Below are 19615 nucleotides of genomic sequence, written 5' to 3'. Positions count from 1 at the left end.
ACTACATCGGACGACTCGGATTACAGCGGCCTCGTCTCGTCCGTCCACCGCGGGCGGCCCCGTGTCCGGAGGGGCGCCGCGGAAGAAGGACCGAGCGAACCTCAGACCCTACGATGGGCCGGTGCCCCACAGCCACGGACCGACGACGACCCGCCTGCCCGACGGCGGGCATGCCGCCGCGACCTGGTCGATCCCCGCGGACTTCGGAGGGATGACGTCGGCCCTGCTCCGGCGCTCCCGGGCGTTCGTGGAGCAGGGCGGGGCGCCGGTGCGGGTGCTCACCTTCGACCCGGCGCTCGACCTCGACGCGGCTCGTGCCCGCCTCGAGGAGCATGGCCAGCTCGTGCCGGGCGTGACGCTCCACAACCTGTGGGCCGACGTCCGCGCGATGTCGGACGAGGAGGTCGGGGCGCGCGCCGGCGCCGCCGCGCGCCCCGACCTCCCGCGCGGAGCGCCGGGGGAGCGGGCGCGGCTGGAGAGGAGCGGGGAGACCACGCGGCACCTGCACTTCCGGCCGGACGGCTCCGTCGCGGCGGTGGACGAGAGCACCCCGACCGGTCGCGAGGTCAGGTTCTACACCGGCGACGGGCGCCCGGGGCACCGGTGGTCCACCGTGTGGGCCCTGTACCGGCACTGGGTCGGCACCGTCCTGCCCGAGCGTCCTACGTACGTCGTCGTCGACTCGAAGGCGCTGACCAAGTTCTTCGCCAACCTCGAGATCAAGGGGATCTACACGCTGCACCTGGTGCACGGGGCGCACCTGACCGCTGCGGCCACTGACGCGCACGGGCCGCTCGCCGGGACGCGTGCCCCGATGATCGAGCACGTGGGGGACTACGACGCGGTGGTGTTCCTCACCGAGGGGCAGCGGCGCGACGTCCACGACCGGGTGGGCGCACGGGACAACACGTACGTGGTGCCGAACAGCACCGACCTGCCCGACGGCGCGCTGCCCGCGCACGCCGACCGCTACCGCGGGGTGATGCTCGCCAGCCTCAGCCGCCGCAAGCGCGTCGGCCACGCCATCGCGGGGCTGCGCCGCGCGAAGGCCGGCAGCGGCCTGCCGCTCACCCTCGACGTCTACGGCGAGGGACCGGAGCGGGAGCGTCTCGAGCCCCGCGCGGCGAAGGTTCCCGGCGTGACGCTGCACGGGTACGTCACGGGCGCGGCGGACCGCCTCGCCGACGCCTCGTTCCTGCTCCTCACCAGCAGGGCGGAAGGGCTGCCGCTGGTGTTCGCCGAGGCGATGGCGCGCGGCTGCGTGCCGATCGCGTTCGACGTCCGCTACGGCCCCGCCGACATCATCACCGACGGCGTCGACGGCTTCCTCGTCCCGGACGGCGACGTCGACGCGCTCGCCGCGGCGATCGTGCGGTTCGTGTCGCTCGACGACGACGTCGTGCGCCGCATGCGCGAGGCCGCGGTCGCGACCGCGCAGCGGTACTCCGACGTCGCGGTCGTCGGACGCTGGGCGGAGGTCTTCGAGGACGTCGCCCGTCGTCGGCCGGTGTCTCCGCGGACCGCAGGCCGGCCTGCCGGCCCGCCGCGGTACCGGCGCTCCGCGCTGTCCCGGGCCGCGCGGAAGGTGGCCGGTATGCTGCGACGCGCCGGTCGCCGACCACACCGGACCGCACACCTACACCCTGAGGAGGGGCCTTGACCGCCACACCCCGCGGCGCCACGTGGCGCCGACGGATCCGGTCCCTGGGGGGCAAGGCCATCCGGCGGCTGGGGCTGCTGCCCGGCGGCATGCCGGACGGGCTGGGCGAGGACCAGGAGCTCCTCGGCACGTCGTGGCCGTACGAGGTGCTCGTGTACTTCGCCGACACGCCCGACGCGCTCTACCAGATCGAGCAGTGGTACGAGACGTTCCGCGCGCTGCACGCCGAGCACCCCGTGGTCGTCGTGACCCAGGACTCCCGCACGGCGCGCGCGATCCGCCGCGACAGCGGGCTCGACGTGCGCACCGTGGCGCACTACACGACGCTCGACGACGTCCTCGGCCGCTCGCCGACGAAGCTCGCGCTCTACGTCAACCACAACCCGCAGAACTTCACCTGCCTGCGCTTCGGGCAGCTCGTGCACGCGTCGCTGATGCACGGCGACAGCGACAAGCTCGTCACGGTGTCGAACCAGACCAAGGCGTACGACTTCTCGTTCGTCGCCGGGCAGGCCGCGGTCGAGCGCATGGCGCGGTTCAGCACCCTGTACGACGCGCACGAGCGGTGCGTGCCGGTGGGCCGCCCGCAGCTCGACGACCAGCTGCGCCTGCGCGCGAGGACTCCGCGCGGGCCCCTGCCCACGGTCCTGTACGCCCCCACGTGGGAGGGCGGCCAGCCGTCCGCGGAGTACGGCACGGTGGCCACGCACGGGCTCGCGATCGTGCGCGCCCTCGTGGAGTCGGGCCGGTACCGGGTGCTCTACCGCCCGCACCCGCTCACCGGGGTCCGGGTCGCGGCGTACGGCGAGGCCGACAAGGCGATCAGGGCGTACCTGGCCGGCGCGCCCGCCCCCGCCGAGGGCCCCGCCCACGGCACCGACACCCACGGGGACGTCGCCCCGGCGTTCGCGGCGGCCGACCTCCTGGTCTGCGACGTGTCCGGCGTGGCGATGGACTGGCTCGCCACCGGCGAGCCGATCGTCGTGACCCGGCCGGTCGGCGACGTGATCATCGCGGCGAGCCCGCTGCTGGAGCTCGCGCCGTCGCTGCCTGTCGCCGCCCTCGGCGACGTGCTGGCCACCGTGGACCGCGAGCTCACCGAGGACCCGACGCGCGACCGGCGCCACGCGCTGCGCGAGCACTACCTCGGCGACACGACTCCCGGCGCCTCCACGCGGCGGTTCGTCGCCGCGTGCGAGCGCCTCATGCAGATCCGCGACCGCGAGGTCGCCCGGGTCGAGGCCCACGGCGCGCCGAGCGCCGCACCGACAGGTAACGAGAGAGGAACGCGATGAGCATCCAGACAGTGATCCTGGCGGCGGGCATGGGGACCCGCCTGGGCCGGCCGCACCCCAAGCCGCTGACGGAGCTGCGGGACGGTCGCACGATCCTCGCCCAGCAGCTCGGCAACCTCCGCTCCGTCTACGGCCGCGAGGCCGAGGTGCTGATCGTCGTCGGCTTCAAGCTCGAGATGATCCTCGAGGCCGCGCCGAACGTCGCCTTCACGTACAACGAGGTGTACGACCAGACGAACACGTCGAAGAGCCTCCTGCGCGCCCTGCGGGTCACCGGGGACCGCGGCGTGCTCTGGCTGAACGGCGACGTCGTCTTCCACCCGGACGTGCTGCGCCGCGTGCAGCCCCTCATCGACGAGGGCCGGTCGTTCGTGTGCGTCAACACGTCCTCCGTCGGTGACGAGGAGGTCAAGTACACGGTCGACGACGACGGCTACATCAACGAGCTGTCGAAGAAGGTCGGCGACGGTGCGCTCGGCGAGGCCGTGGGGATCAACTACGTCGCCGCCCAGGACAAGGCGAAGCTGCTGCAGCGCCTCGACGAGGTCGACGACCAGGAGTACTTCGAGGGCGGCCTCGAGCTCGCCATCGCGCACGACGGCGTGAAGGTGCTGCCGGTGGACATCTCCGACCTGTACGCGGTCGAGGTGGACTTCGCCGAGGACCTGGAGCGGGCGAACCAGGAGCTCTGAGCACCTGGCTCGACGGGCCTGGCTCGACGGGCCCGGCTCCGTGCAGGGGCGACGACCGGCAGGTCGTCGCCCCTCCGTCGTCCCCCCGTCGGGGGTGCCGACAGGCTCAGCCGGCCTGGTCGACCATGGCGTCGCGGCGTGCGACGCAGTCCGCGACGAACTCCAGGAACCGGCGGCTGCTGTCGCCGCGCGCGAACCCGAAGTAGTGGTCGCGCACGCGCTCGCGGGCGTCGTGGTGGGGGTCCTGGGCGAGGTTGGCGGCCAGGAGCGTGCCGACGTCGCCCACCGTGTCGCCGTCCACGATGTCGACGGCGCTCGCGACGGGGGCCTCGGCGACGATCCGGGCCCGGTCGGTGCGGCGGTCGGTGAGGACGATCGGGACGCCCGGACGCAGGTAGAGGAAGTCGAGGCCGACCGACGAGATGTCGGTGACGAGCAGGTCGGTGTCCTCGAACAGGCCGAGGATGTCGGCCTCCAGCGGCAGCTCGTGCGGCGCGCCCGCCTCCCGCGCGGCGGTGACGAGCCGCACGATCTCGGCGTGGGCCGCGGCGACCGCCGGGTCCTCCGCGGTGAGCACGCGGGGGTGCGGCTTGTAGACGAGCCGGACGTCCGGGCGGTCCAGGAGCGCGCGCACGACGGCGGTGCCGTACAGGTCGAGGGACGTGTAGTTGTTGGCCTCGTCCTCGCCGGACCAGGTGGGGGCGTAGAGCACGGTCCGGCGGCCGTCGGCCGGCGCGAGCGCCGAGGCCACGTCGAGGTCGAGCTGCGGGCGACCGCACACGACCAGCTTGTCGAGGTCGAAGTTGATGAGGGCGCGCCGGTGGCGCTCGACCGCGGCCTGGCCGGCGACGACCACGTGGTCGTAGGCCTTGGCCTGGTTGGAGACCATCGAGACCTTGTCGGACTCGCCGTGGTTGACGTGCACGTGCAGGGCCCGCTGGTAGATGAGCGACTGGAAGTTGCGCCAGCCGTTGTTGACGTAGACGACCGTCTTCACGTCGATCTGCTCGTAGAGCCGGCGCAGACCGTCCAGGCGCCGGACGAAGAGGACGGGCAGGTCGGTGGTCTCGCGGAGCTGCTCGGTGAGCTCCCAGTGGCGGGTGACGATCGCCACGGGGTGCTCCGCGGCGACGCGTTCGAGCACGGGCAGCCACTGCTGCAGCTGGTACGCCTGGTTCGGGGTGTCCGCGAAGTACGCCACCACGGGGAACCGGGGCAGGCCGTCCAGCTCGGGGGAGTGCTCGGGCTCCTCACCGGCGATCGTGCTGGTCACGACCCGCTTGACGCGCGAACCCGCGCTCAGCAAGATCTGTGCGGCAAGCTTGCGCACGCGGTCCGTGATCGTGGGCTGCTGCGGTGGGGTGACGTGCGACATCCGTGCCTTCCTGGTGGCGGGGTCCCGTGGCGCGACGAGTATTCCACGGCGTCCTGGGGCCTTCCCCAGGGGGCGTCGGCGAGAGGAGCGCACACCTCGCCGCTGTACTATCGACAGGGCCCGGCAGCCGCTGGCCGTACCTCGAAAGACGGGTATGCAAGTTACGTGACCACCGACACCACCACGGACGCCACCTCGGGTGACCGCGGGAAGCCGGAGCCCGGTCGTGACCCGCTCCGCCCGCCGGAGCCGCTCGTGCCGGCCACGACGTCGCAGGAGCGACGGGCGATCGCGGAGCAGTTCGGGCTGCAGCAGATGGGCGTGCGCCCGCCGCTCGGCAAGTACATCCGCGACGTCGCCTCCCGCTGGGCGTTCATCCGCGTCCTCGGCACCGCGACGGCCTACTCCAAGAACCAGAACAACTATCTGGGCCAGCTGTGGGCCGTCCTCAACCCGATCCTCAACGCGACCGTCTACGTGCTGATCTTCGGCATCCTGCTCGGGGCGAACCGCGGTGTGGAGAACACCATCGCGTTCATCACCATCGGGACGTTCCTGTACCGGTTCTTCGAGCAGTCGGTGCACGCCGGGTCGCGGTCGATCGCGCAGAAGACCAACCTCATCCGGTCGCTGCACTTCCCGCGCGCCGTGCTGCCCATCGCCCAGGTGGTCTCGCTGCTCACCACGCTCGTGCCGGCCCTGGTGGTCATGTGCGCGATCGTGCTGCTCAGCGGGCTGCTCCCGGCGTACCCGACGGTGCACGTCACGTGGAGCTGGCTCCTGCTGCCGGCCATCGTGGCGCTGATGTGGATCTTCAACACGGGCATCGCGTTCATCGTGGCCCGCGCCGTGGCGATCACTCCCGACCTGGACAACATCATCGGCTTCGTGCTGCGCCTCGTGATGTACGCCTCCGGCGTGATCTTCCCGGTGATGCACTACGTCAAGGACCTGCCCGCCCAGGCGGCGGCCATCGTCGGACCGATCCTCGAGTACCAGCCGATCGGCGTGTTCCTCTACGTGGCCCGCTCGATCCTCACGCAGGAGCCGTCCATGCCGCAGGACCCGTGGATGTGGTTGTGGGCGGCCGGCTGGGCGATCGTGACCTTCGTGGTCGGGTTCATCGTTTTCTGGCGCGGAGAGGAGCGGTACGGCCGTGACTGAGTCCGACCTTCATCTCGACGTCGACCTCGACGAGGACTTCGAGCCCGAGGATCTCGAGGGCCCGAAGCCCGTCGCGACCGTCGGCGACCCGGTGCTCGTCGTCGACGACCTGCACATCGTCTACCGCGTCTTCGGCGGCAAGGCGAAGCAGGTCGCCGCCAAGGGCGCCGACAACGTGCGCGAGGCCAAGGCGCCGAAGCGTTCCCTCCTGCGCCGCCTGGTGAGCTCGACGTCGCAGCACGTGGGCGCGGTGAGCGAGGTGCACGCCGTGCGCGGCATCTCCTTCGTCGCCCGGCACGGGGAGTCCATCGGCATCGTCGGCATCAACGGCTCCGGCAAGAGCACGTTGCTGCGCGCCATCACCGGCCTCATCCCGCCGCGGTCCGGCGGCGTGTACGTGGCGGGGGAGCCGGCGCTGCTCGGCGTCAACGCCGCGCTGATGCCGCAGCTCACGGGCGAGCGGAACATCTGGATCGGCGGCCTGGCTCTCGGCCTCACCCCCAAGCAGGTCGAGGAGCGCTTCGACGAGGTCGTGGAGTTCGCGGACATCGGCGACTTCGTCTACATGCCCATGAAGACGTACTCCTCCGGCATGGGCGCCCGGCTGCGGTTCGCGATCTCCTCGGCCGCGACCCCGGACATCCTCATGATCGACGAGGCGCTGGCCACCGGTGACGCGGCGTTCAAGGCCCGCTCCAAGGCCCGCATCGACGAGGTGCGCAAGAACGCCGGCACGATCTTCCTCGTCAGCCACTCGATCAGCACGATCGAGGCGATGTGTACCCGCGTCCTCTGGGTGCACCAGGGGGAGCTCGTCATGGACGGCGGCACGGAGGACGTGCTCGCCGAGTACCGCAAGTTCGTCCGCGCGCACCGCCTGGCCCGTTCGTCCGCACGCGCCGGCGGGGTCGGTCCGCGCGCCCGCACCAAGCAACGTGCCAAGAAGCAGGCCGGGCCGTGATCTCGGGCAGGCCGCCCGGTCGCTGAGGCCGGCGGACCCACCGGTTACCATGGGCCCGCGAGCGGCCCCTGCCGCGGTCGGTGTCGGCCGATCAGGGTCAGAGCCGTTCGACAGGGATGGCGCGCCAGCGTCCGTCAACCGTCCACCGCATGCTAGGTGTCTTCCACTATGTCTTTTTCGCCTCGCCAGATCGCCGCTGTCGCTCTGATGGCGGTGTGCATGGTCGTCGCCGTGCTCGTGTGCCTGCTCGCCCCGGTACGGGTGGGCCTCGTCGCCGTGCTGGTCACGATCGGGGTCTGCACGGCGATCGTCCTGCTGTTCCTGCGCAAGGTGCTCTCGGCCGTCTACCGGCTCGGGCAGAACGGCGCACGGAAGGAGTCCGAGGCGTCGCGCTCGACGGCCCGGGCGACGGAGCGCGAGCTCGCCCTGGTGAACGAGCGTCTCGAGCGGATCGAGCAGCACCTCCCCGAGCGGCTGGCGGCACGGATCGCGTTCGAGCTCACGCAGTCTGAGCGGGACTCGTCCGGCCTCCGGGCGTCCGGCTCGGCCGACCTCTAGGACGCGGCACCGACATGTCCCTCCCCGCAGCGCCTCAGTCGTTCGCGCACGCGCACCCCGACGTTCCCGCACCGGCGTTCCAGGAGCTCACGCCCGAGGAGTTCCTCGTGCGGAACCGGCAGTCGCCCTGGCGTGCGCTCGCCGTCGGCAGCCGGATGCGCTCCGCCGCCTACCTGGACCTCCTCGCGCTGGACGGCACGGGTGCCACCCATCGCTGGGAGGCCCTGCGCCAGGCCATCGAGTCCGGTGTCTCCCGGGAGCAGATGCTGCGCTGGGACGTCCCCCGGGTGCTCTGCGCGGCGCTGCTCGCCTGCGTGCTCGAGCCCGAGGAGGCTCACCTCCAGGCCGTCACGAAGGTGCTGCTCACGGCGCTCGACCGTTCGCAGCTGTGGGAGCCCGACGCGTCGGCGGCGCTGCGGCTCGCCACCCAGGTCGCGGTGATCACCCGTGCCGAGGCGCTGTTCGAGGAGCTGGCCTCGCTCCCCACCGCCGAGGAGAGGATCGCGTGGGCGGGCCGTACCGACCTGCTGCGGCCGCCCGGTCTGGCGGACCGCACGGGCGCCGGTCCGGCCCCGGTCGACGGCGACCGGCTCGAGCGCTGGTGGGCCCAGTTCAACAAGCCGTTCACGGACCGCGGTCTCGCCCCGTTCGTGCTCGCCGTCGACGACCTGGGCGGAGCCGGCGAGGTCTTCGCGAGCATCGAGGCCCCCGAGGCCGCGCCGTGCAGCGTGCCGCGCGACGAGCAGCCCCTGGTGTCGGTCGTCGTGCCGACCTACAACCCGGACCGCGGCTTCCGCCACACGATCGACTCGCTGGTCCGCCAGTCGTGGTCGAACCTCGAGATCCTGGTGGTCGACGACTGCTCCACGAGCGGTCGGGAGCACCTGGACGCCGCCGCCGCGACGGACCCCCGGGTGCGGGTCGTCGCGCGCGAGCACAACGGCGGTACCTACCAGGCGCGGAACTCGGGGCTCCGGGAGGCGCGGGGCGAGTACGTGACCTTCCAGGACGCGGACGACGTCTCGCACACGCAGCGCATCGAGCGGCAGCTCCTCCCGCTGCTCGCGGACCCGCGCAAGATGGCGTCCGCGTCGAAGAGCCAGCGGGTGCTGGGCACGGGCGGCGTCACCTATCTCGGCTATCTGCCGGAGCGGGCCAACGAGTCGTCGCTCCTGTTCCGCCGGGAGGCCGTGCTCGACCGGCTCGGCCGGTTCGACGACGTGCGGAAGGCCGGGGACAGCGAGTTCTCCGAGCGCCTGAAGCGGGCCTTCGGGAAGTCCTCCGTGGTGAACGTGCGCGAGCCGCTCTGTCTGGTCCAGCTCAAGGTCGGCTCGCTCTCGCGCTCCGACTTCCGGCCGAACTGGATGGCGGGGGCGCGGTTCGCCTACAGCAAGCAGTTCGGCGCCGCCCACAGCCGCATCAAGGCCGCGGGCTCCGAGCACTGGAAGCTCGACGACTCGCGTCCGTCGATCTGCTGGGCGCCGCCGGGGGTCCGGGGAGAGCAGCCGCCGCAGCGCCTGTCGCACGCGGTGCTGGCCGACTGGAGCTCCGCCCTCGAAGGCTCGCGGGACGGCCTGCGCAGGATCCGGGCCCTCCTGCCCGGGACGGACGGCCCCGTCGGCCTGCTGAGCGGGTTCCGTCCCCGGTCCAGCCGCAGCCTCCGCACCGTCCAGTCGCGACGCCGGATCACCGACGCGGTCGAGCAGGGCGAGCTCCGGTGGATGAGCTGGCGCGACACGACCCACGTCGACACCCTGATCGTCGACAACCCGGAGTACCTCCTCGCGCTCCCCGCCGAGCCCGAGGTCGGGATCGTCGTCGACCGGGTGCACGTCGTGCTCGACGAGACCGTGCGGCGCGCGGACGAGTCCCTGCTCCCGCCGGTCGCGTGGTGCGAGGAGCAGGTCCGGACCGTCTTCGGCGCGCGGATCAGCTGGATGGTCTCGTCGCCCGAGCTGTTCCGGTACCTCCAGGGCAAGGGTGTCGACGTCGCGCTCGTCCAGGGACGAGCGGCCGAGCGGAGCGCCCTCGGGGACCACCCGAGGATCGGCGTGGTCCTGCCCCGGCACGTCGACCTCGCGGACTGGAACCTCGACGTCCTGCGGTCCGTGTTCGTCGGCTCCGGCGCCTCCCAGGTCGTGTTCTACGACGAGGGACGGCGGCTGACCGCCGAGCGGGCCGACGCCGCGGGGATCACGGTGGTGCCGAGCGACCAGCTCGACCGTGCGGAGTTCCTGGACAGCATCGACGTCCTCGTGCCCGACATGCTGGGTCAGCGGCTCTATGCCGCCGAGTCCTGGTTGTGGCTCGCGCGCGAGCACGACGTGGTGCCGCTGCTGCCGGACGGGCTCGAGACGGTGCAGCAGGTCCCGGTGCTGCGGTACTCCGAGTTCGGTGCGGGGGAGGTGGTCTCGGCCCTGGCCGCCGATCCCGAGCTCGCCCGGCGTCTCCCGGGCGCGGGGGCGACCGACGCGCGCGTCGAGGGCCCCACGACGGGGACGGCCGGCCCCACGACGAACCAGGGACCGCGCCGTACGACCAAGATCCGCTACGTCGTCGTCGGCGAGGACGGGACGCTGGCGCACCTGCGGACCCGGCTCTCCGTCGCGCAGGTCGAGCGGGACGCGGATCTCCGCACGGTGCAGGACCGCTCCTTCGGCGCGCTCGTGGAGGCCGGGGTCTTCGCCGGCCTGGCTCCGGGCGACAGGCTGTGCCTCGTCGACGCCGGGGTGGAGTTCGAGGCGGACTCGTTCGACCGCCTGGACGCCGACGCGGCCGAGGACCTGCACGTCTTCACCGACGCGACCGCGGGCCACACGCTCCACGCGAAGGTCGACCTCGGCGGACGGGTGCCCCTCACCGAGCACGCCCCGCTGTGGGTGGGCTCCAGCCCGGTGCTCGTCCGCGCGGACATCCTCTGGGCCGCCGTCCGGAAGCACCCGGCCGCGCGCACGCGCGGCCTCGCCTTCGCCGCCGCGCTGTCGATCAGCGGCGGGTTCGGCGTGCTCGGCGAGGTGCGCTCCCACGGCGTGCTCGACGACGGCGCCGAGCAGTCCGCCGAGGTGCTGACCCGGGACTGGTACCTCGACTTCGCGCGGGACTGGGCGGACCTCCTCGAGGCGACGGACGCTCTCGGCGCGAGCCACACCTACCTCCAGCGCCTGTTCGTGCACCTGCTCGCCGGGCGGGTCCGGCACAACACCGGCGGCACGCCGAAGCGCATCTTCGCCGAGGAGGACCTCGCCGCCTACGAGCGCGTCCTCTCGCGTGCGCTGCGGCACACGGCCGACGAGCTGATCTGGTCCCCCCGACGCCCCACCCGGATCCCGTCCCCGATCGTGCGCATGCACCTGCTGCGGCTCAAGCACGGGGCGGCCTTCGAGCCGGCCCTGGGCCACGACGCACAGGGCCCGTTCGCGGAGTTCCGAGGGCTGGAGCTGGAGCGTCCGGACGACGTGACCGTCTCGATCGACTCGATGGCCGCCCGCGACGGCGTCCTGACGGTCAGGGGCCGGATCCCGCTGGCCTTCAACCACCCGGGGCACCGGCTCGAGGTGCACGTGGGCGGGCGCTCGATCCCGCTCGCCGACCGGCAGCGCTACGCCGACACCTCGCTGCACGGGGTCGCGCTCCACCGCGCCTTCACCTTCACGGCGTCGGTCCCGTTCGCCGAGGCCACGGAGCGGCTGGAGTTCCGGTACGCGTCGTCGGACGCGTGGTACACCCCGCTGCGCCTCCGCTTCACGCGGGCGACCGCCAAGCTCAGCGGCGAGCCCGCGGCGTACTGGGCCGTGCCCGGACTCGGGATCCTGACGGTGGGTCGCCGCGGGATCGACATCGCGCCCTACTCGGAGTCGGCCCGGGACGCGGCCGAGCAGAACCTGCAGCGGTCGCTGCGGGAGTCCGGCGACCCGGTGCGGATCGAGGCCGCACGGCTCCGCGGCGAGTACTTCTCGACCCTGCCCGCCTACCGCGGCCGCAGGATCTGGATGTACGCGGACCGCATCGTCAAGGGCGGCGACAACGGCGAGTACGCGTACCGCTACGCGCAGGCACAGCGCGACGGGGCCGAGACGCACTACGTGGCCCAGCCGGGCACGGCCCTCGCGGCGCAGCTCGACGCCGACGGCGTGGAGTACCTCGCCTTCGGGACGGACCGGCAGCGGCTGCACTACCTCCACGCGTCGATCGTCTTCGCCACGCGCATCGGGACGAGCAACACCTTCGGGTTCCAGCTCGACCAGACGTACTTCCGCGACCTGTTCGACGCGCGCGTCGTCTACATCAACCACGGGCTCGTCGTGGACAAGCTCGACAACCTGCTGAACATCGGGTACTCGAACTTCGAGCGGGTCCTGGTGGTCTCCGAGCTCGAGCGTCGGAACCTGCTCCAGCCGAACTACGGCTACGAGGCCGACCAGGTCGAGGTCACGGGGTTCGCGCGCTACGACGGGCTCCGTTCCCGGGCGGAGCGGACGATCCTCCTCGCGCCGACCTGGCGGACGTACCTGCACAGCCCGCAACGGGGCGTCGAGCAGACCCTCAGCCACCGCGCCTTCCGAAAGACCGACTACTTCCAGGTCTTCCACTCGCTCATCAACAGCCCGAGGCTGCACGCGGCCCTGGAGAAGCACGGCTACCGCTTCCTGTTCCTCCTCCACCCCAACACCGGGACGCAGCTGACGGACTTCGTCTCGCAGAGCGAGCTCGTCGAGGTGCGTGCCGCCACGGAGGACGTCAGCTACGAGCAGCTCCTCACCGGGTCGGACCTCATGATCACCGACTACTCCGGGGTCCAGTTCGACTTCGCGCAGATGCACAAGCCGGTGCTGTACTACCAGCCCGACTCGATCCCGCCCCACTACCCCGCCGCGTCGTTCGACTACGCGACCGACGCGTTCGGCGAGGTCGCGAAGGAGGAGTCGGACCTGCTCGACCTGCTGGAGCGCTACCTGGAGCGGGGCTGCGCGCCGGAGCCGGAGTTCGAGCAGCGGGTCGAGACGTTCTTCTCCTACTTCGACCACGAGAACTCGAGGCGGATCTACGAGGTCGGGCTGGAGATCGAAGGCCTGAAGGAGCGGAAGGGCCGCGATGACTGACATCGACAGGACGGACATCAATCGCCCCGAGGGCGAGTGGGACGGCCTGGCACCCCACACGAGCCTCGTCATCGCCTGCTACCGCGTCGGCCCGTACCTTCCCGCGTTCCTCCGGTCGCTCGACGAGCAGGTCGCGGCGCACGCGGGCTACGAGCTGATCTTCGTCATCGACGGCTGCCCCGAGGACTCGGAGGAGGTGGTGCGGGCGTGGATGCCCACCACCGACTACGCGGTCCGGGTCGTCACGAAGGAGAACGGGGGCGTGGCCTCGGCGCGGAACACGGGCCTCGCCTGGGCCCGCGGCACCTGGGTCTCGCACCCGGACCCCGACGACCGGCTGGACCCCCGGTACCTGCTCGAGATCGAGCAGGCACGGGAGCGGTTCCCGGACGAGACGATGTACGTGGGCCGGGCGATCCTCACCTCGCCCGACGGTTCCACGATCGGGCACACGCTGGACGCCCGGTACGTCGGCGCCCCCAGCTCGGTCGTCGACCTGCACCGGGAGCCGCGCAAGATCCACACGCTCGGTGGGGTCGCGTTCTTCCGCCACGACGTGATCGTTCGCCACGGCCTCCGTTTCGACGAGCAGATCCTGCAGTCCTCCGACACCGACATGATCGGGCACTTCCTGCTGTGCAACGGCGCGCGGTACGTGCTGGTCCCGGGGGCGGAGTACTTCTACCTCCGCCGTGCCGACGCGTCCTCGATCGTGTCCAAGCACAGCGGCAACATGTCCCGCTACGCGTCGCTGTTCGGGATCTCGCACCGCGGCATGCTCGACCGTGCCGGCGACGAGTGCCCGCCGTGGCTGGCGAACCTGCTGCTGTACTTCGTGTTCATGCTGTTCCGGCGGAACCGACGCGTGAACACCCCCGTCGACCTCGCCTCCGAGGAGCAGCTGGCCCTCATCCGTGAGCGTCTGACCGAGAACCTGCGGCAGATCGGCGCGGCCAACATCCAGGGCTTCGACATCTTCGCCGTGCCGCTGGAGATGCGGTTCGCGTGGCTCGCCGCCGTCGAGGAGGTCACGTCCTCGCCCGTGGAGCGGCTGCGCTGGCACCCCGAGAGGGGCGCGTGGCGCGCGGCCGTCTACGGCAGCGCCAGCGACTTTCCGGAGCTGCAGGTCGTCGTCGGCGACGCCGAGGTCCTCGAGACCAGGAGCCGCGGGATCGAGTTCCTCGGGAAGACCTGGCTGTACCAGCTGGTGCTGCTCGTGCGGATGGAGCGGGGTGACGAGGTCGGCCTGGCCTCGACCGACCCGCGCTTCACGCTCGATCTCGACGGCACGATCCTGAAGGCCGGCGCCGTCGACGAGCGTGCCGGGAGACGGCCGCCCATCGACGTCAAGCCCGCGGCGCCGAAGGCCGGTCCGACCACGACCACGGCCGCGTCGCCGGCCCCGACCCCCGCGCCGGGCTCGGCCCCCAGGCCCGCCGCCGCGCGGTGGCGGCGCCTCGCACGGGCCGTGACGGGATCCGTGCGGACCGCGGTGCCGCCGCAGGCCGGCGCGCCTGCCGGGCCGGCGGCCACGCGCGGCGAGACCTGGGTGTTCGTCACGGGCGACGACGCCGACGCCTCGCCGTCGCAGAGCGAGCTGCTCTACGAGTACGTGCGGGAGCAGGTGTCCGACGTCGAGGTGCGGTTCGTGACCGAGGCGGGGTCGGAGGCCGAGTCGCGGCTGCGCCGGGCGGACGTCGGGTGCGTGACCGCCGGCTCGCCCGAGCACGCGGCTCTCCTGCGCCGGGCGGACCTCCTGGTCACGTCCCGCATGTCACGGCGCGCCCACACCCCGCTGCCGGGGCAGGGGATCCCGCGCGAGTGGCGCGTGGCGCTGCTGCCCGCCGGCGGGGTCGGCAGGCTGCTCCACCGGGACTCCTGGGCGTCGCAGGCCGACCTCATCACCGTCTCGTCGGCGATCGAGCTCGTCCGAGCAGGCGGCCCCTACGGGAACCAGGCCTACCTCCCGAGCGAGGTCGCGCTGACGGGGCTGCCCTCGCACGACCGGCTCGAGGAGCTGCGGGCGCCGGCCGAGCACATCGTCGTCCTGCCCGGCTGGCGGGCGGACACGTTGCGGCCGTCGGACCCGGCCTCGGCCGGGCGGGCGGTCGACGAGTTCCGCGCCCTGCCGTTCGTCGCCGCCTGGCGCCAGCTCCTCGAGTCCGCCGAGCTCGCCGCTCTCGCCACCCGGGAGGGGCGCCGCGTTCGGCTGGTCCTCCCGTCGGGGGTCGGGCCCGAGGTCTTCTCACCCCCGCCCGGGGTGGAGGTCGTCCCTCAGGACGACCTGCTGGCGGCCCTGGCTTCGGCGGCGGTCCTCGTCACCGACTACTCCTCCGCCCGTGCGCTCGACCTCGCCTACCTCGGGCGGCCGACGGTCTATCTCCAGGTCGACCGGGAGGCCGTGCTCGGCGCCCCCGACAGCGCCCGCTCCCGGGCGGCGGGGTTCGAGACGTCCGGGTTCGGCCCGGTCGTCACGAGCCCCGAGGAGGGCCAGCGGGCCGTCGCCGACGTCCTCGGGGCCCTGCCCGACCTGTACGCGGAGCGCATCGACCGCGCGTTCGCCTACCGGGACGGCAAGGCGCGCGACCGGATCCTCGCGGCGCTGCGCGGCTGAGGCCCAGGCGACGGGCCTCCGCGGTCAGCGGGGCGGGCCGGACCGGTCGCCGCCGGCCGCGTCCAGCGCCGCGCGGACCCGCGCCACGGCGTCCTCGACGCTCACCCGTGCGGTGTCGATGACCAGGTCGGCGTCGGTCGGCGCCTCGTACGGCGAGGAGATCCCGGTGAAGTCGGGGATCTCGCCGCGCCGGGCCCTGGCGTAGAGGCCCTTGCGGTCGCGGGCCTCGCACACCTCCAGCGGCGTGCTGACGTGCACCAGCAGGAAGGTGCCGGCGGCCTCGGCGAGCTCGCGCACCCGGGCGCGGCCCGACGCGAACGGCGCGATGGGCGCCGCCACGGCGACACCCCCGTGCGAGGAGACGAGCGACGCGACGTAGCCGATGCGCTCCACGTTGAGCTCGCGGGAGGCCTTGTCGAAGCCGAGGCCCTTGGACAGGTGGTGGCGCACCTCGTCGCCGTCGAGCAGGGTGGTGTGCAGGCCCTCGTCGTCCAGCTCGGCGGCCAGCGCGCGGGCCACGGTCGACTTCCCGGACCCGGACAGGCCCGTGAAGAAGACCACCGCACCCCGCGGCCGGGCCGTGCCGGCGGCGCGCACCACCTCGGCCGCCGGTACCTCCGGGTAGAGCCCGGCGACCGCGTCGGACCAGAGCGTGCCGAGCCCCCCGACGGCGTCGTGCGCGGCGGGGGAGCGGTGCGCGACGAGCACCTCCGTCCGCACGGCGCCGTAGCGCGTGCCGACGTCCGTCCAGCGCAGCGCGTCCGGGGCGTCGGCGGGCCAGGGCACGACGACGACGCTCGCGTGGCGCGAGCCGTCGGCGAGCCGGTCGGCGAGGTCCCGGGCGACGCGCACCAGCCCGGGGGCTCCCACCTGCCCGGCGGCGGGGGACCGGCGCGCGGCGGGGACGAGCAGCAGCACGGCCCCGGCGTCGCCGACGAGCGCGGGCAGGGCGTCCACCTCCGAGCGCGTGGGCGGCTCGGACACGACCAGGGCGACGGGTGCGACGCCGTCGGGCACGTCGTCACGCACCGCGCGGGCCGTGCGACGCAGGGCGGGGTCCCAGTGCGGCCCGGCGGCCCGGGCGAACGGGCGCACGGCGCGCGGGGCCTCGTCGCCGGGGACGCCGACGACGGCGAGCGGCGTGTTCTCGGCGTCCGTGAGCGTCGCCGGGCCGGCGGGCAGCCCGGCGGGCGGGACCCAGGGGCCGCCGGCGAGGGCGAGCTCGAGGAGGTCCAGCTCGTCGGGGGACAGGACGCGGGTCACGGAAGGCAGGTCGGCGGGCAGGTCGGAGGGCACGGGCGTGGGCTCGGTCATGATCGCGTCGTCGTGTCCTTCTTCTCGGGGTTCGGTGCGGGAGCCGGGACGGTGCCGGGCGCCGTCGGCCTGGGTGGGAGCCGCTTGATGCGCTCCCGGACCACGATCCACAGCACGTTGCCGACGACGAGGGCGCCGACCGCGGCCGCGACGACGACGCCGAGCGAGGCGCCCAGCAGCTTGAGGCCGGAGGCCAGCAGGAGGATCGCGAGGGCACGGCGGATGATGCCGCCCGGGGCGCGGCTGGACACGTGGGCGCCGAACCAGGCGCCCGGGACGGCGCCGACCAGCAGCGACGTCGTCAGTCCGAGCTCGAAGTCCCCGTAGAGGATGTGGCCCAGCGACGCGGCCGCGACCAGCGGGACGGCCTGCACCAGGTCGGTACCCACCAGCTGGGAGGCCTTGAGGGCCGGGTAGAGCAGGAGCAGCACCACGATGATGATCGAGCCGGCGCCCACGGACGTGAGGCCGACCATGAGCCCGGCGACGGCGCCGAGGATCAGCGTGGGCACCTTGCGCACGACGACGTCCGGGCTGCTGGGCGCGGCGGGTCCTTCGCCGAGCGCGGTGCGGCGCTGGAGCATGCCGAGCACCGCCCGCACGACCAGCCCCGCCGAGGCGATGAGCAGCGCGACCCCGAGGATCTGCTTGAGCACCTCGTCGAACCCGTCACCGAACGGCAGGTAGCGGATGAGCAGGGCACCGGAGAACGCGGCGGGCACCGAACCGATGCACAGCCACAGCACGAGCTGCAGGTTCACGGTGCGCCGGCGCAGGTGCACGACGGCGCCGGCGGGCTTCATGAACAGGCTGGCCACGACGTCGGAGGAGACGGCGGTGAGCGGGTCGACGCGAAAGACGAAGATGAGCATCGGCGTCATCAGGGCGCCGCCCCCCATGCCCGTGAGGCCCACGACGAAGCCCACGACGAGTCCGCCGACGATCAGCGGGAGGTCGAGGCTCAAAAGCGCACCATTCCTATCGGAAAAACAGAATTCAACAATGTGAACTCTCGGGGAATCGTCCAATTCGGAATGGTAGCGTCGGCCGCGGCCCGCCCGGGCCCCCGTCCAGAGCCTCAAGCCGAGGAGTCCCATGTCCGCGTCCGCCCCGTCCTTCCCGGACCCGGGCCTGCCCGACGGCGTGCTCGCCGTTGCGCTCGCGCAGGGGGCCGGTGAGGTGCTCCGCGGCCTGCGGGCAGAGGTCGACGCCGCCGGCGGAGCGTTCGTGGCGGGCGAGCTCAAGGACGCGGGCGACGCGGCCAGCCAGTCGTGGCTCGCCGCCGCGCTCGCGCACGCACGCCCGGCCGACGCCGTCCTCTCCGAGGAGGCCGCCGACTCCGCCGCTCGCCTGACGGCGGACCGCGTGTGGATCATCGATCCGCTCGACGGCACCCGCGAGTTCGCCGAGCGCGCCGGCGACGGCGCCCGCTGGCGGGACGACTTCGCGGTGCACGTCGCCCTCTGGGACCGCGGCGTCGCCTGCTCCGACCGGCTGGCCGCCGGGGCGGTCGGGCTGCCCGCCCGCGACGCCGTCCTCAGCACCGTCACGACCGACGCCGGGCCGCGGCGGGCCGGCGACACGGCCACGGACACGGACGCTGTCCTGGCCGGCCGCCGCCCGCTGCGCCTCGCCGCGAGCCGCAGCCGCCCGCCGCAGTTCGTGCAGGACCTCGCCGCCCGTGCCGACGTCGAGCTCGTGCCCATGGGGTCGGCAGGCGTGAAGGTCGTGTCCGTCGTGGACGGCACCGCGGACGCGTACGTGCACGCCGGCGGCCAGTACGAGTGGGACTCGGCGGCACCGGTCGCGGTCGCCCTCGCCGCGGGCCTCGAGTGCACCCGCCTGGACGGCACCCCGCTCGAGTACAACCGCCAGGACCCCTGGCTCCCCGATCTCTTCGTCAGCCACCCGGCCGTGGCGGCGCACCTGCGTGCGGCGCTGACGGAGGTCGGGGTCGACATCAAGGAAGGTGCCCAGCCGTGACGTCTCACGTCCTGAGCCAGCTCCGCAGCCTCGAAGCGGAGAGCATCCACATTTTCCGCGAGGTGGTCGCGGAGATGCAGCGCCCCTGTCTGCTGTTCTCGGGCGGCAAGGACTCGATCGTCATGCTCCACCTGGCCGCCAAGGCCTTCGCGCCGGCGCGGATCCCGTTCCCGATCATGCACGTGGACACGGGCCTGAACTTCCCGTCGGTGCTGGACACGCGCGACCGCTGGGTCGAGCGGCTCGGCGTCCAGCTCGTCGTCGCCTCCGTGCCGGAGGCCATCGAGCGCGGGCTGGTGCAGGAGGAGCCGAACGGCTCCCGCAACCGCATCCAGACCCCCGTGCTGCTGGAGGCCGCCGAGAAGAACGGCTTCGACGCGCTCTTCGGCGGCGGACGCCGGGACGAGGAGAAGGCGCGCGCCAAGGAGCGCGTGTTCTCCTTCCGCGACGACTTCGGCCAGTGGGACCCCAAGAACCAGCGCCCCGAGGTCTGGGACCTCTACAACGGGCGCGTCCACCAGGGCGAGTCGATCCGCGTGTTCCCGCTGTCCAACTGGACCGAGCTGGACATCTGGGCCTATATCGAGGCCGAGGACATCGATCTCCCCGACCTGTACTTCGCGGCGGAGCGCGAGGTCGTGGACCGGGGCGGCATGCTGTTCGCGGTCAACGAGTTCACGCCGCTCAAGGACGGCGAGACCGCCGAGTTGCGGTCCGTCCGCTACCGCACGGTGGGGGACGCGAACCTCACCGCCGCCGTCGCGTCGACGGCGGCGACCCGTGCCGAGATCGTCGAGGAGGTCGCCGCCGTGCGCCTCACCGAGCGTGGCGCCACCCGTGGCGACGACAAGGTGAGCGAGGCCGCGATGGAGGACCGCAAGCGAGAGGGCTATTTCTAAG

The 19615-nt window shown here is 72.9% G+C and carries 13 protein-coding genes; 10 read left to right on the top strand and 3 right to left on the bottom strand.

Going from position 1 to position 19615, the window contains the following annotated elements:
* The first annotated feature begins 121 nt into the window (after nt 1-121).
* The 3 genes from ACFVS0_RS03470 to ACFVS0_RS03460 are packed head-to-tail and all read left to right on the top strand — an operon-like array spanning nt 122 to nt 3647.
* The gene (locus tag ACFVS0_RS03470; protein ID WP_430564053.1) at nt 122-1660 is read left to right on the top strand and encodes a glycosyltransferase; all 1539 of its coding nucleotides are present in this window, start codon (nt 122-124) and stop codon (nt 1658-1660) included.
* Nucleotides 1657-2955, top strand: coding sequence for a CDP-glycerol glycerophosphotransferase family protein (locus ACFVS0_RS03465; protein ID WP_430564054.1), 1299 nt, complete (start codon nt 1657-1659; stop codon nt 2953-2955). Before ACFVS0_RS03470 ends, ACFVS0_RS03465 begins: the two co-directional genes overlap by 4 nt.
* Nucleotides 2952-3647, top strand: a complete 696-nt coding sequence (locus tag ACFVS0_RS03460; protein ID WP_430548946.1) for an NTP transferase domain-containing protein — start codon at nt 2952-2954, stop codon at nt 3645-3647. Before ACFVS0_RS03465 ends, ACFVS0_RS03460 begins: the two co-directional genes overlap by 4 nt.
* 106 nt (nt 3648-3753) lie before the next feature.
* On the opposite strand, the gene ACFVS0_RS03455 is transcribed toward ACFVS0_RS03460, so the two are convergent.
* Nucleotides 3754-5022 carry a CDP-glycerol glycerophosphotransferase family protein gene (locus ACFVS0_RS03455; protein ID WP_430587173.1) on the bottom strand — a complete coding sequence of 423 codons (1269 nt, stop codon included), beginning with the start codon at nt 5020-5022 and terminating at the stop codon, nt 3754-3756.
* A 165-nt stretch (nt 5023-5187) separates the two neighbouring features.
* Between ACFVS0_RS03455 and ACFVS0_RS03450 the strand changes: the two genes are divergently transcribed.
* The 5 genes from ACFVS0_RS03450 to ACFVS0_RS03430 all read left to right on the top strand — a co-directional run bounded on the left by ACFVS0_RS03450 (nt 5188) and on the right by ACFVS0_RS03430 (nt 15418).
* Nucleotides 5188-6186 carry an ABC transporter permease gene (locus ACFVS0_RS03450; protein ID WP_430548948.1) on the top strand — a complete coding sequence of 333 codons (999 nt, stop codon included), beginning with the start codon at nt 5188-5190 and terminating at the stop codon, nt 6184-6186.
* Nucleotides 6179-7147, top strand: a complete 969-nt coding sequence (locus ACFVS0_RS03445) for an ABC transporter ATP-binding protein (RefSeq protein ID WP_430548949.1) — start codon at nt 6179-6181, stop codon at nt 7145-7147. The genes ACFVS0_RS03450 and ACFVS0_RS03445 overlap by 8 nt, the downstream gene beginning before the upstream one ends.
* A gap of 219 nt (nt 7148-7366) precedes the next feature.
* Entirely contained in the window at nt 7367-7705 is a 339-nt protein-coding gene (locus ACFVS0_RS03440; RefSeq protein WP_430564056.1) for a hypothetical protein, read from the top strand.
* A 14-nt stretch (nt 7706-7719) separates the two neighbouring features.
* Nucleotides 7720-12804, top strand: coding sequence for a CDP-glycerol glycerophosphotransferase family protein (locus tag ACFVS0_RS03435; protein ID WP_430587172.1), 5085 nt, complete (start codon nt 7720-7722; stop codon nt 12802-12804).
* Nucleotides 12797-15418, top strand: a complete 2622-nt coding sequence (locus tag ACFVS0_RS03430) for a glycosyltransferase (protein ID WP_430587171.1) — start codon at nt 12797-12799, stop codon at nt 15416-15418. Before ACFVS0_RS03435 ends, ACFVS0_RS03430 begins: the two co-directional genes overlap by 8 nt.
* 24 nt (nt 15419-15442) lie before the next feature.
* Here the strand turns inward: ACFVS0_RS03430 and cysC are convergent, their stop codons facing one another.
* Both cysC and ACFVS0_RS03420 read right to left on the bottom strand, forming a co-directional pair.
* Nucleotides 15443-16732, bottom strand: a complete 1290-nt coding sequence (gene cysC / locus ACFVS0_RS03425) for an adenylyl-sulfate kinase (protein ID WP_430587170.1) — start codon at nt 16730-16732, stop codon at nt 15443-15445.
* Nucleotides 16729-17697: a sulfite exporter TauE/SafE family protein gene (locus ACFVS0_RS03420; protein WP_430586159.1), complete on the bottom strand. Its 969-nt coding sequence runs from the start codon at nt 17695-17697 to the stop codon at nt 16729-16731. Before ACFVS0_RS03420 ends, cysC begins: the two co-directional genes overlap by 4 nt.
* A gap of 130 nt (nt 17698-17827) precedes the next feature.
* On the opposite strand from ACFVS0_RS03420, the gene ACFVS0_RS03415 reads away from it, so the two are divergent.
* Together ACFVS0_RS03415 and cysD are read left to right on the top strand one after the other, a co-directional pair.
* The gene (locus ACFVS0_RS03415; protein WP_430587169.1) at nt 17828-18715 is read left to right on the top strand and encodes an inositol monophosphatase family protein; all 888 of its coding nucleotides are present in this window, start codon (nt 17828-17830) and stop codon (nt 18713-18715) included.
* A complete protein-coding gene (gene cysD, locus ACFVS0_RS03410; RefSeq protein ID WP_430587168.1) occupies nt 18712-19614 on the top strand; it encodes a sulfate adenylyltransferase subunit CysD in 903 nt (300 codons plus the stop codon). The genes ACFVS0_RS03415 and cysD overlap by 4 nt, the downstream gene beginning before the upstream one ends.
* The last annotated feature ends 1 nt before the right edge of the window (nt 19615 follow it).

The organism is Isoptericola sp. NPDC058082, from assembly GCF_042885055.1.
Classification (GTDB): Bacteria; Actinomycetota; Actinomycetes; order Actinomycetales; family Cellulomonadaceae; genus Isoptericola.
The sequence above is the reverse complement of the archived record's forward strand: the minus strand, read 5'-3'. Positions and strand labels throughout refer to the sequence as shown.